We start from the raw sequence: 12,495 nt of genomic DNA on the forward strand, positions 1-12,495 counted from the left end.
TGACCATGACGATCACGCTAAAAAGGAAGATGGGCATGATGACCATGAAGGACATGGACATGGTGAATATGATCCCCACGTTTGGTTAGATCCTATTAATGCAAAAGTAATTCTAAAAGAAATGACTGAGCATTTAATTGAAAATGATTCAAAGAATGCATCTACTTACAAAAGTAACTTAGATAAAGCACTTAATGATATAGATAAACTTACTATTGATGTGATGACTGAATTAAATGAAAGCACATCATCTATTGTTTTCCATGATGCATATCAATATTTTGAAAAAAGATTTAATGTAAAAATATTGGGTGCTTTTACAGTTAATACTGACGTAATGCCTGGCGCAGAACAATTATCAGAAATTAGAGAAATAATTGAACATGATAAAGTAAAATGTATTTTCTCAGAACCTCAATTTAATCCTGATATCATAAAAGCTGTTGCTAAAGATATGAATATTAAAACTGGTGTAGTTGACCCACTTGGAGCTACTTTAAACCCAGGAAAAGATTTATATTTTGATCTAATTAGAAATATGTCTGCTTCATTTAAAGGATGTTAATTTAAGGGATTTTATAAATTAAGATTTTAGTTTCCTCTATAATTGTAATAAATTAGTAATAAAACTTACATATAGAGGACACTATGTTTATTAAAAAATACCTTAAATGGATCAGTACTGCTTTAGTATTAACTGGAATATTATTAACTAATTTAAATATCTACCCTATTAACATCTACTTCCATGGTCTTGGAGTTATTGGTTGGACAATAGCTGGATTTATATCAAAAGATAAGGCAATATTAACTAATTTTGGTTTGCAAATACCATTATTCTTAATTGGCATTTATAAAATTATAATTTAATTATTATTAGATTGTGAAAAATAGAATTTTCATCGGTGAATTTATAGGTAGTTGTTTTTTAGTAATGATTATTGTTGGCTCTGGAATAATGGCTGAAAATCTTACAAATGATAATGCTTTAAGACTTACCGCAAATACACTTGCAACTGGAGCTGGGTTATTTGTCTTAATAACGGCTTTTGCAGAAATTTCAGGTGCTCACTTTAATCCTTTTGTAAGTTTAGCAATGTATTTGACCAAAAAAATTAAAGGAAAACTTTTAATCACATACATTCCAGCTCAAATATTGGGATGCTTATTAGGTGTAATGTTGGCTAATGTATTTTTTGAACATAATATAATTGAATTATCAACAAAAAGTAGAGATGGCTTTCATATATTTCTAGCAGAAATTGTAGCTACATTCGGTCTGATATTTATTATTTTTGCAACTTTAAAAGATGGCAAAACAACAATTGCAGCGTGTGTTGCAACTTATATTACTGCTGGTTATTGGTTTACTTCTTCAACATCTTTTGCAAATCCAGCTGTAGCAATAGCAAGGACTTTTACAGAATCGTTTACTGGTATTAATTATCTTAATACACCAACCTATATAATTGCTGAATTAATTGGTGCATTGATTGCCGTATTATTAATAAAAAAATTACTTTTAAAGTAGACATAATTTTTCAATAATATATTCAGAGGGAATCAACCCTCCTTAAAATTATTATGTTGAATTCTCTGTATAGACTTCCACTTTGAATTATATAATAGTCAATGAATCAACCCTCACAAAAAAATATTAATAAATTTACCTATAGATTAAATTTCTCTTCTCTATTAAATCGAGTTCAAGAATAAGAATCGTTCGAAATGGAAAACAATAAAGATAAATAAAAAAAAGGAAAAATAAGATGGAAATGACAACAATATATACGATCATCGGTTTTGCTTTAGCGGGATATAGCGTTATAGCAAATGATTCAATTCAAACGCTTGGAACATTTATAGCGTCAAAACAAAAATGGTTTAAATGGTATACACTAGCAAGCGCTGCCTCATTTGTGATGATACTTGCAATCACATGGGGCTGGTACAGTAATGCTGGTGATATATCTTATGGAAGATTAACTAGAATTCCTTTCCAAGAAATACAGTGGTATCATGCTGTGGCTCCTGGAATACTTTTAGTATTAACAAGAATAGGTATACCTGTTTCAACTACCTTTTTAGTACTGTCAGCATTTGCATCAACTGTAGTTCTTGAAAAAATGCTTATGAAGAGTGTTGTAGGGTATGGCTTAGCAGCTGTTGCAGCATACATTTGTTGGATAGTAGTATCTAAATTTATCAATGAGAAATTTGATGAAGTTGAAGATAAATGGATAGGTTTTTGGAGAAACTCTGTATGGGTAACTTCTGCTTGGTTATGGTGGGTTTGGTTATCTCACGACGTAGCTAATATAGCCGTATATCTTCCAAGACAAATAGATGTAAATTTATTATTAATTGTTCTTGCATACTTCACAGCTCTTCTTTTTTATATCTTCTACATAAACGGAGGAACAATTCAAAAAGTTGTTTTAGATAAAACTGGAACTAGATATGCAAGATCAGCAACAATAATTAATGTGATTTATGCTGCTGTTCTTTACTACTTTAAAGAACTTAATGATTTACCAATGTCAACAACATGGGTATTTGTTGGTTTGTTGTGTGGTAGAGAGCTTGCAATATCTTCAATGAATAAGGACTATAAGTTTAAATATGTCTTTCCTTTAATTGGTAAAGACTTCCTTAAAATGACTATAGGATTGACGGTGTCGGTTGCAATTGTACTTGCCATTCACTACATCATTATTCCAAATAATTGGTTTTAATTATTAATTATGTGGTCGTATTATTATTTAATACGGCCATATACATCTTGAAACCTTACAATATCACTCTCTTTTAATATTGATCCAACTTGAGCTTCAATAATCTTAATAGGTTTTTTTCCAGGGTTTTGAATTCTATGAACAGCTTCTAGAGGTATAAATATATGGTCATTTTGTTTTTTATAAAAACTATCTTTATTAAGTGTAATTTTAGGAGTTCCTTGGGTTACCAACCAGTGTTCTGATCTGTGATGATGTTTTTGTAGACTTAAAATACCTTTGGGTTTTACAAATAATTCTTTAATTAAAAAACCTTTTCCTTCAAATAAATTAACGTATCTGCCCCATGGTCGGTAATAAACATTTTTTTTCTTATAATATTTATTCTTATTTTTATCGTACATTTTTAAAATCTCTTTCCAACTACCAAGATCTGACCAAGGAATATCTAATTTAATTGAATTAATTTGTTTCATTTTTTCTAAAATTGCATAATCAAAAGATTTAGCAGTAGCTTTCTCAAAAAAAGTTTTGTTTAGATAGTACGTGTTATCTTTAAGTCTCGCTTTTGAAGCAGCATTAACACAATTTTTGTATATTGTTGGTTGGTATTTTTTAAAGTTATTAACTATTGAGTCTTTTCTTAAAAAAAACATTCCAGAGTTCCAATACCCTTTTTTTTTAATCACTTGTTTAGCCTTAGCTTCTTTTGGTTTTTCAATAAATTTGGTTACTTTATTAATACTTCCTTTAACTTTTTTTGTTAAAAAATAACCATATTCACTTGATGGTGATGTTGGTTTAATCCCAAAGATAAATATATTTTGGTCTGTTAAATTGGTTTTATTCTTATTAATAGCTTTATTAAAAATGCTTGCTTTTTCTATTAAGTGGTCTGCTGCAAAAATCATTAAGGGTTGTTTATTCGGAATTTCTTTAATTAGCGCTGAAGCTAGAATTGCTGGTGCTGTATTTTTTTTTGCAGGCTCTAAAACAATTTTATATTTACTTATCTTATGTTTCTTAAGATGTTTTTTTACTTCTTTTAAATATTTAAGATTTGTACTTATAATAGGTGAATCAAAAGTTGAAGATTTAACTCTATCAAGAGTTTTTCCTAATAAAGTCCAATTACCAAAATCAATAAATTGTTTTGCTTGATGATTTTTAGAATTAGGCCAAAGTCTAGTTCCTGCGCCACCACATAATATAACGGGTCTAATTTTCATTAAATATCAGCGTAAACTTTTACTTCTTTTCTTTTACCAGGATGTGTTGGTGCACCTAAATATGCAGGACCTACGGTTTGAGCGTACTTCCAAATAGTACCAGATCCAAAGCTTGATTTTTTTGCTTTCCAATATTTATGTCTTTTAGCTAATTGTGATTTAGTTAATCTAACGTTAATAGTCCCTTTTTTAGCATCTATATCAATTACATCACCATTACGTAAAAGAGCTAAAGGGCCGCCTAAGGCCGCCTCAGGGCCAACATGGCCTACACAAAAGCCTCTTGTTGCACCTGAAAACCTTCCATCAGTAATTAGGGCAACCTTCTCACCCATACCTTGACCATAAATAGCACCTGTGGTTGAAAGCATTTCTCTCATACCAGGTCCACCAACTGGTCCTTCATAACGGATGATGATTACATCACCTGCTTTATATTTCTTATTTTGTACACAAGCCATTGCTGCTTCTTCATTATCAAAACATCTAGCTTTACCAGTAAACTGTAATTTTTTTAAACCAGCAATTTTAACAATTCCACCGTCAGGAGCTAAGTTACCCTTAAGACCAACAACACCACCATCTGGTGATAAAGGATTATCATAAGCTCTTAAAACTTTTTGTTTAGCATTAAATTTAATATTTTTTAAATTTTGTTTCATTGTTTTGCCAGTAACAGTCATACAATCACCATGAATAAAGCCACCATCAAAAAGAGTTTTTAATAACATAGGAACTCCACCAGCTAACCACATATCTTTTGCAACATATTTTCCACCTGGTTTTAAGTCAGCAAGGTATGGAGTTTTTTTAAAAATTTTAGCAACATCCATTAAATCAAACTTAATTCCAATTTCATTGGCAATAGCTGGTAAGTGCAAAGCAGCATTTGTTGATCCACCAGTTGCAGCTACAATTGTTGCAGCATTTTCTAAAGATTTTTTTGTAACAATATCTCTTGGACGAATATTTTTTTCTAATAAGTTCATTACAGTCTTTCCACTCAATAATGCATACTTATCACGTTCTTCATAAGGAGCGGGTGTTCCAGCTGAATAAGGTAAGGCTAGACCGATAGCTTCAGAGACACATGCCATAGTATTTGCAGTAAATTGCCCACCACATGCACCAGCACTAGGACATGCAACTAGTTCTAATTTTCTTAATTCTTTTGAAGACATTTGTCCTGCTGAGTGTTTTCCAACCGCTTCAAAAACATCAACAACTGTTACATCTTTTCCTTTGTATTGACCTGGAAGTATTGAGCCACCATAAATAAATACACTTGGTACATTTAACCTAACCATTGCCATCATTAAAGCGGGTAAAGATTTATCACATCCAGCAATACCAACTAGTGCATCATAACAATGACCACGTACAGTAAGTTCGGTTGAGTCAGCGATTACTTCACGAGAAATTAAAGATGACTTCATACCCTCGTGACCCATCGCAATACCATCAGTTACAGTAATTGTGCAAAATTCTCTAGGCGTTCCGCCAGAAGCTCTCACACCTTTTTTAACCGATTGAGCTTGTCTCATTAAAGCAATATTACAAGGTGCAGCTTCATTCCAAGTCGACACAACACCAACAAATGGTTTTGCTACATCTTTTTCCGTTTCACCCATCGCGTAATAAAAAGATCTATGTGGAGCTCTATCAGCACCTAATGATGTATGTCTGCTTGGTAATTTTTTTTTGTTAAATTTTGCCATTATATACCCTTTATAGTTATTGTTATTCTCTCAACATCATTTTTTAAATTATTATAATTATTTTTTTCCTGGTCAACAATATCTTTTGGTGCCCTATCCACAAAGCTTTTATTAGCTAATCTTTCTGATATTTTATCCATTTCCACTTGGTATTTATTTTTTCTTTTAGTTAGGTTTTTTTTAATTAATTCTAAATCAACATCTTCATCAAAATATACTTTAAATAGATCTCCAGAAACAACCAAAGTAGCAGATGGTTTATCTAAATCTTTATTATGTAAGTTTTTGATACGACCAAGTTTTTTTAGAATAACTTCATTTTCATTAAAAAAAGATTGTTCTTTTTTACTAACACTCTCTACTGAAATATCTATAAATGAGCCAGGGCCTACACTCAATTCATTTTTAAATGATCTTAATTCAGAAACTATGCTAATGATTTTTTCAACCTGATTAGTGGATATATCCTTTTTAGGTTCCCCTGAAGGCCAATTAGCTAACATTAAGAAATCTTTACCTGATTTATCAAATTTGTTATTTAACCAAATTTCTTCTGTAACGAATGGAATAAATGGGTGTAATATTATCAATATTTGCTTAAATACATAAGCTGATACCTGTCTAACTTCATCTTTTGCTTTTTCATCTTCTGAAAATAGTATTGTTTTTGATAGCTCTAAATACCAATCACAATAAGAGTGCCAAGTAAATTGATAAGCATTTTTTGCAGCTTCATCAAATCTGTAATCTTTTAAATTTTTTTCAATTTTATTCTTGGTTTCTATTAGTTCTAAATAAATCCATTTGTTAATATTAATTATTAAATTTGGTTTTTCCTCAATTTTAGAAAAGTCACAATTATTGGTAATTAAAAAATTGTTTGCATTCCATAATTTATTTAAAAAATTTCTATAACCTTTAACTCTATCTTCAGAAAGTTTTACATCAGTTCCAGGTGATGCCATTGAAAGTAAAGTAAATCTTAAAGCATCTGCACTATATTTTTCAATTAAGTCTAAAGGGTTAATTACGTTTCCCTTAGATTTTGACATTTTTTGTCCCTTCTCATCTTTAACAAGTGCGTGAACATAAATATCTTTAAAAGGTTCTTTGTTTAAAAACTCCATTCCAAACATAATCATACGTGCTACCCAAAAAAATATAATGTCAAATCCAGTAACAAGTACTGATGTTGGGTAAAATTTATCAAGATATTCTTTATTGTCAGGCCACCCTAATGTGGCAAAAGGCCATAAGCCTGATGAAAACCAAGTATCTAATACATCAGGGTCACGAATTAAATTTACCTCTTTATTATAGAATTTTTTAGCTTCAGCTTTTGCTTCATTTTCATTTATTGCAACAAAAATTTTTTTATCTGGGCCATACCAAGCAGGTATTTGGTGTCCCCACCAAAGTTGCCTTGAGATACACCATGGCTCAATATTATTCATCCACTGAAAATAAGTTTTTGACCAATTAGCAGGGAAAAAATTAGTTTTTTTAGAGTTAACTATATCCTTTGCTTTAACGGACAATTTTTTTGCATCAACAAACCATTGTTCTGTTAAAAAAGGCTCAATTATCGAATTAGATCTATCTCCATAAGGTACTTTATTCTTTATATTTTCTTCCTTAACAAAAAATTCTTTTTCTTTAAGTTCTTTTAAAATTCTTTTTCTAGCTTCAAATCTATCAAGACCAATATATTCTTTGGGAGCATTATCATTTACTTTACCACCTTCGGTAAAAATATTTATAATTTCTAAACTGTTTCTTTGTCCAACTTCATAGTCATTGAAATCATGGGCAGGTGTTATCTTTAAAGCACCAGTTCCCAATTCTGGATCGGCATAATCATCTTCAATTATCTTAATTTTTCTTCCAACAATTGGAACTGTTACAAATTTACCAACTAAATTTTTAAAACGATCATCTTTTGGGTTTACAGCAATTGCAGTATCACCCAACATAGTCTCAGGTCTAGTAGTTGCTATTGTTATAAAATCATCAGAATCTTCAATGGGATATTGAATATAATAAATTTTAGAATTAACTTCTCTTTGATCTACTTCTAAATCAGATATTGCAGTTTTTAAAACAGTATCCCAATTAACTAGTTTTTTATCTTTATAAATTAAACCTTTTTTATGAAGCTCTACAAAAACTTTTAAAACTGATTTTGAAAGATTTTCATCCATCGTAAATGCATTTCTCGACCAATCGCAAGAGCAACCCAATTTTTTAAGTTGATTTAAGATGATATCACCATGTTCTTCCTTCCATTCCCAAACTTTTTCTATAAATTTTTCCCTACCAATTTCATTTTTATCAATACGTTCAGCAGACAATTTTTTCTCAACTAAAGCCTGTGTAGCGATACCAGCATGGTCTGTTCCTGGTTGCCATAATGTTTCATAATTATTCATACGGTGATATCTAACTAAAAGATCTTGAATTGAATTATTCAAAGCGTGCCCCATGTGAAGACTACCTGTTACATTGGGTGGAGGTATAACTACTGAAAATTTTTTCTTATTTTTTGTTGGTTTGAATAAATTATTTTTTTCCCAATAAGAATAGATCTTATCTTCAACGTCTGTATGTATGTATTTATCGTTACTCATAGATGATTATAAGTTTATAATTTAATAATATTAATTAACAATAATCATTTTGCAGGCTTATTTGGTAGACTAATTTTATATATTTAATATATAAAAGGCACTCTATTTGTTTTAAATTGAGATAAGAGGGCAACGTGGCGGAATGGTTACGCAGAGGATTGCAAATCCTTGTATCCCAGTTCGATTCTGGGCGTTGCCTCCAAAAAAAATCTTGTGTTACTCTTAAAAAAAAGTAAGTTGTGTTTTTGATATTCCTCGGTAGCTCAGTTGGTAGAGCAGTTGACTGTTAATCAATTGGTCGCAGGTTCGAGTCCTGCCCGAGGAGCCAAAAAAAATTATCCTCTCAGTTTTTACAAATTTTATTAAAAGAAAAGTTTTTAAATTGTCAGATTAATTGTTAAAAAAATTTTTAACATTTTTAGGGTCTTAAACTAAGTTTTGTATTATCCTACTTTTGTAATTCCAATGTTTGAAACTTGTAAGGATTTGCTAAACTTTATTTTTTGATCATTATTAAGCTCAGAATATAATTTAACTAAAAAATTATAATTTACATTCATGTGACCTTCTTGAGATCTTTCAAGATTTATTAAATATTCAGAAAAATCTTCAAAAAAATAATTTACTGGAACTTTTAAATAATTTGCTAATTGAAGAAGTCTTATTGAGCTAACTCCATTAGTTCCTTTTTCATATTTTTGAATCTGTTGAAATGTAACGTTAATTGCCTTTGCTACTTTTGTCTGTGTAAGACCTAAAGCTAATCTTCTTAACTTTAATTTGTTACCTAGATGTTTGTTAAAATTATCCTCCATTAAGACCCCTCTTAAAAGTTTGTTTAAAAAAAACCTATTGAACTAACTTTTAAGTGGTATCGCAATAGAAAAATTTATTTATTTTAATGAATAAGGTACAAAATTGCATATTGTGTCAAGCTATTATAGCTAGCCAAAGAAAAAAAACTTGTTGATCAGTATAGCAAAAATGCCTATAAAATTTGGCTTAAGAAAAGCTTAGTTCGATCACTTTTGGGATTAGCAAAAAAGTCCTTTGTTGAGGCTTTTTCTACTATCATTCCTTCATCCATAAAAATCATTTGGTCCGCAACTTCTTTGGCAAATCCCATTTCATGGGTAACAACAATCATTGTCATGCCTTCTTTTGCTAAATTAACCATTACATCAAGAACTTCTTTGATCATTTCTGGGTCTAGTGCTGATGTCGGCTCGTCAAATAACATTATTTTAGGCTCCATACAAAGTGCCCTAGCAATAGCAACACGTTGTTGTTGTCCACCTGAAAGTTGTCCTGGAAATTTTTGTGCTTGATCAAGTATCTGAACTCTTTCCAAATGTTTAAGAGCTAATTCTTCTGCTTCTTTTTTTGGCATTTTTTTTACCCAGATTGGTGCTAAAGTAAGATTATCCACAATGGATAAATGTGGGAATAAATTAAATTGTTGGAACACCATTCCAACTTCAGCTCTAACTTGTTCTATATTTTTAGTATCCTCAGAAATTTCTGTACCATCAACTATTATATTTCCTTCTTGATGCTCTTCTAGTCTATTTATACATCTGATTAATGTTGATTTACCAGATCCTGAAGGTCCACAAACAACAATTTTTTCCTTAGGTTTAACTTCCAAATTAATTTCTTTTAGAACTTGAAAATCACCAAACCATTTATTTACATTTTGAATTTGTATTATTGAATCTGACATTTATCTATCTGTTTTATATTTTAATTCTAAACTTTGACTATATTTACTCATAGAATAACAAATAATCCAGAATATTATTCCAGCGAATACATAGCCTTCCATTGAAAAACCTAACCATTTTGGATTTGTTTTAGCTAAATTTAACATTCCCACTAATTCAAGCAAACCAACAACAAATATTAATGGTGTATCTTTAACTAAAGCAAGGAACGTATTTGCAATACCAGGTATCACAAGCTTTAAAGCTTGAGGTAATATTACTAAAAGATGCAGTTTCCAATAACCCATTCCTAAGGATTTAGCAGCATCATATTGTCCTCTTGGGAGAGCTTGCAGTCCACCCCTGATAACTTCAGCAGTGTACGCAGCTTCAAATAAAGTAATTGCAACAATAACTCTAATTAATTTATCAACATATGTACCATCAGGCAAAAACATTGGAAACATTACTGCTGACATAAATAGCACAGTAATTAAAGGTACTCCTCTCCAAAACTCAATAAATGACAGTGAAGAGTATTTAACTACAGATAAATCAGATCTTCTTCCAAGGGCTAACATCATTCCTATTGGAAAACAGAAAATTAATGAAAAAAAAGACACTATAAAGGTTAATGATAAACCACCCCAAGCACCAGTTTCAACCCACTCTAAACCAAATTCTCCACCAGAAATAAGATAATAAATTAATAAAAATGAGATTATTGGTAGAATAATAACATAATAAAAAGTTAAATATTTTTTGTATCTTAAGGGAAAAAAATAACCTGCTCCCATTAATACTAGAACTAAAATAAATGTTGTATTAACTCTCCATTGTTCAGCGTTAGGATACATTCCATACATAAATCTATTAAACCAAGTTTTAATATAAACCCAACAAGCCCCTTCACCTGTGCAAGCTTCCTTACTATCCCCAATAAATGTTGCATCAAGAATGAACCAATTAAGTAGGGGTGCTACACTAAAAATTATTAGAATAATTATACCAATACTCAAAGCAGCATTAAAATTGTTAGTATTAATATTTTTATTTAGATTATCTAATAGTTTAATACCTGAAAATTCAATTCTAATTAAATAAAGTCCAAACATTCCAAAAATCACAGGTGTAAAAAAGCTGATAAAACCAGGTAAAAATGAAGTAATATTTTTTCCATAAAAATTATTTAAACAAAAATCAAAAATACCTAAACAAAAAAATAATGCTCCTAATATTACAAATAAATTAAGGTTTTCTTTATTGGGTTTTAATAAATTTATATTTGTCATCTTATTTTTCCTGTATAGCAATTCGTTTGTTATACCAGTTCATAAACAATGAAATAGTTAAGCTAATTGTCAAATAAGTGGCCATTGTAATTCCAACGATTTCAATAGCTCTACCAGTTTGCATCATGGCTGTACCTGCAAAAACTAATACTAAATCTGGATAAGCTATCGCTGCTGCTAATGATGAATTTTTTGTTAAATTTAAATATTGGTTTGTTGTTGGTGGAATAATAATTCTCAATGCCTGAGGCATTATTACTAATTTCAAAACTTGGCTTGGTGTTAATCCAATAGATGCCGCAGCTTCTTTTTGACCTTTACCAATACCTTGAATACCAGCTCTAACATTCTCAGCAATGAATGTTGCTGTATAAAGCGTTAATGCTAGTGTTAAAGCTATTAATTCAGGAGGTATACCTAATCCACCTTCATATGTGAATGACGTTAAAGCAAGTTGCTTTAATACAGGAAAACTCCATGTTAAATCTACTCCACCGACAATAAATGTTAATGCTGGCAATAAAACAAAAATGCCCAGTGATATTAAAAATTTTGGATACTGTTTACCCTCTTCTTCTTGCTTTTTTTGAGCAAATTTATTGAAAAAATAAATAACAATCATTGCAAGAACCAAAGAAATCATAAATACATCAAAATTATTCCAAATGGGTGCGGGTGTATAAAAACCCTTAATAGTCATAAAAGAAGATCCAAATAATAATGGGGCGTCCTCTGGCATTGGTAACGCTCTTAGTGCAGCAAAATACCAAAAAAAGATCTGTAGTAATAAAGGAATATTTCTAAAAAATTCAATATAAAAACTAGCCGTTTTTCTAATTAAATAATTTGGTGAAAGTCTGGCAACGCCTATAACAGCACCTAAAAGTGTACAAAGTATAATCCCAATAAATGAGACTAAAAGTGTGTTTAATAATCCTACCAGGTAGGCACGAGCATATGACATTGAACCATCGTAATCGATTAATGAAAATTGAATATCAAATGATGCTTCTTGTTTTAAAAAACCAAAACCAAACTCAATACCTCTTGTATCCATGTTTTCTTGGGCATTCATTGTAAAAAAGCCAAAAATTAGGAGTATAAAAAGTAGTGTAAAAAATTGAGGAAGAATTTTTTTAAGCTTCATAATATAGAAGAATATTTATAAAAAAAGGGCTAGTAAATCTAGCC

11 protein-coding genes and 2 tRNA genes are annotated in these 12,495 nt (G+C 30.4%); 6 read left to right on the forward strand and 7 right to left on the reverse strand.

Annotated features, from left to right (window positions below; all coding sequences use genetic code 11):
* From VP91_RS06935 to VP91_RS06030, 4 genes are all read left to right on the forward strand, one after another.
* The coding region (locus VP91_RS06935) for a zinc ABC transporter substrate-binding protein (protein ID WP_248289230.1) at nt 1-565 on the forward strand (565 nt) is incomplete at its 5' end.
* Between the two features lie 83 nt (nt 566-648).
* Nucleotides 649-870, forward strand: coding sequence for a DUF6552 family protein (locus VP91_RS06020; RefSeq protein ID WP_168606304.1), 222 nt, complete (start codon nt 649-651; stop codon nt 868-870).
* Between the two features lie 13 nt (nt 871-883).
* Complete coding sequence (locus tag VP91_RS06025; protein ID WP_169036549.1) at nt 884-1,531, forward strand: aquaporin; 648 nt, start codon at nt 884-886, stop codon at nt 1,529-1,531.
* A gap of 244 nt (nt 1,532-1,775) precedes the next feature.
* Nucleotides 1,776-2,735 (forward strand): hypothetical protein, encoded by a 960-nt coding sequence (locus VP91_RS06030; protein WP_248289231.1) that lies wholly within the window; start codon nt 1,776-1,778, stop codon nt 2,733-2,735.
* A gap of 23 nt (nt 2,736-2,758) precedes the next feature.
* On the opposite strand, the gene VP91_RS06035 is transcribed toward VP91_RS06030, so the two are convergent.
* From VP91_RS06035 to VP91_RS06045, 3 genes are read right to left on the reverse strand one after another with little or no spacing between them, the layout of a single operon-like run.
* Nucleotides 2,759-3,964 carry a sugar phosphate nucleotidyltransferase gene (locus tag VP91_RS06035; protein WP_169036551.1) on the reverse strand — a complete coding sequence of 402 codons (1,206 nt, stop codon included), beginning with the start codon at nt 3,962-3,964 and terminating at the stop codon, nt 2,759-2,761.
* Nucleotides 3,964-5,682 (reverse strand): dihydroxy-acid dehydratase, encoded by a 1,719-nt coding sequence (gene ilvD / locus VP91_RS06040; RefSeq protein ID WP_169036552.1) that lies wholly within the window; start codon nt 5,680-5,682, stop codon nt 3,964-3,966. The genes VP91_RS06035 and ilvD overlap by 1 nt, the downstream gene beginning before the upstream one ends.
* Entirely contained in the window at nt 5,682-8,309 is a 2,628-nt protein-coding gene (locus VP91_RS06045) for a valine--tRNA ligase (protein ID WP_169036553.1), read from the reverse strand. The genes ilvD and VP91_RS06045 overlap by 1 nt, the downstream gene beginning before the upstream one ends.
* Before the next feature lie 128 nt (nt 8,310-8,437).
* Here VP91_RS06045 and VP91_RS06050 point away from each other — a divergent pair.
* Together VP91_RS06050 and VP91_RS06055 are read left to right on the forward strand one after the other, a co-directional pair.
* Nucleotides 8,438-8,511 (forward strand) — tRNA-Cys (locus VP91_RS06050).
* A 50-nt stretch (nt 8,512-8,561) separates the two neighbouring features.
* Nucleotides 8,562-8,637 (forward strand) — tRNA-Asn (locus tag VP91_RS06055).
* Between the two features lie 115 nt (nt 8,638-8,752).
* On the opposite strand, the gene VP91_RS06060 is transcribed toward VP91_RS06055, so the two are convergent.
* The 4 genes from VP91_RS06060 to VP91_RS06075 all read right to left on the reverse strand — a co-directional run bounded on the left by VP91_RS06060 (nt 8,753) and on the right by VP91_RS06075 (nt 12,451).
* On the reverse strand, nt 8,753-9,124 hold the full coding sequence (locus tag VP91_RS06060) for a helix-turn-helix domain-containing protein (RefSeq protein WP_169036554.1): 372 nt from the start codon (nt 9,122-9,124) through the stop codon (nt 8,753-8,755).
* Between the two features lie 173 nt (nt 9,125-9,297).
* On the reverse strand, nt 9,298-10,032 hold the full coding sequence (locus VP91_RS06065) for an amino acid ABC transporter ATP-binding protein (protein ID WP_169036555.1): 735 nt from the start codon (nt 10,030-10,032) through the stop codon (nt 9,298-9,300).
* Nucleotides 10,033-11,304 (reverse strand): amino acid ABC transporter permease, encoded by a 1,272-nt coding sequence (locus VP91_RS06070; protein WP_169036556.1) that lies wholly within the window; start codon nt 11,302-11,304, stop codon nt 10,033-10,035.
* 1 nt (nt 11,305) lies between these two features.
* Nucleotides 11,306-12,451 (reverse strand): ABC transporter permease subunit, encoded by a 1,146-nt coding sequence (locus VP91_RS06075; RefSeq protein ID WP_169036557.1) that lies wholly within the window; start codon nt 12,449-12,451, stop codon nt 11,306-11,308.
* Nucleotides 12,452-12,495 lie beyond the last annotated feature (44 nt).

Source organism: Candidatus Pelagibacter communis (genome assembly GCF_012932795.1).
Classification (GTDB): domain Bacteria; phylum Pseudomonadota; class Alphaproteobacteria; order Pelagibacterales; family Pelagibacteraceae; genus Pelagibacter; species Pelagibacter ubique_S.

Excerpts from the sequence above, each read along its gene's own strand:
- VP91_RS06020 (WP_168606304.1), top strand. The coding sequence starts at position 649 with ATGTTTATTAAAAAATACCTTAAATGGATCAGTACTGCTTTAGTATTA.
- VP91_RS06030 (WP_248289231.1), top strand. The coding sequence starts at position 1,776 with ATGACAACAATATATACGATCATCGGTTTTGCTTTAGCGGGATATAGC.
- VP91_RS06035 (WP_169036551.1), bottom strand. The coding sequence starts at position 3,964 with ATGAAAATTAGACCCGTTATATTATGTGGTGGCGCAGGAACTAGACTT.
- ilvD (WP_169036552.1), bottom strand. The coding sequence starts at position 5,682 with ATGGCAAAATTTAACAAAAAAAAATTACCAAGCAGACATACATCATTA.
- VP91_RS06045 (WP_169036553.1), bottom strand. The coding sequence starts at position 8,309 with ATGAGTAACGATAAATACATACATACAGACGTTGAAGATAAGATCTAT.
- VP91_RS06060 (WP_169036554.1), bottom strand. The coding sequence starts at position 9,124 with ATGGAGGATAATTTTAACAAACATCTAGGTAACAAATTAAAGTTAAGA.
- VP91_RS06065 (WP_169036555.1), bottom strand. The coding sequence starts at position 10,032 with ATGTCAGATTCAATAATACAAATTCAAAATGTAAATAAATGGTTTGGT.
- VP91_RS06070 (WP_169036556.1), bottom strand. The coding sequence starts at position 11,304 with ATGACAAATATAAATTTATTAAAACCCAATAAAGAAAACCTTAATTTA.
- VP91_RS06075 (WP_169036557.1), bottom strand. The coding sequence starts at position 12,451 with ATGAAGCTTAAAAAAATTCTTCCTCAATTTTTTACACTACTTTTTATA.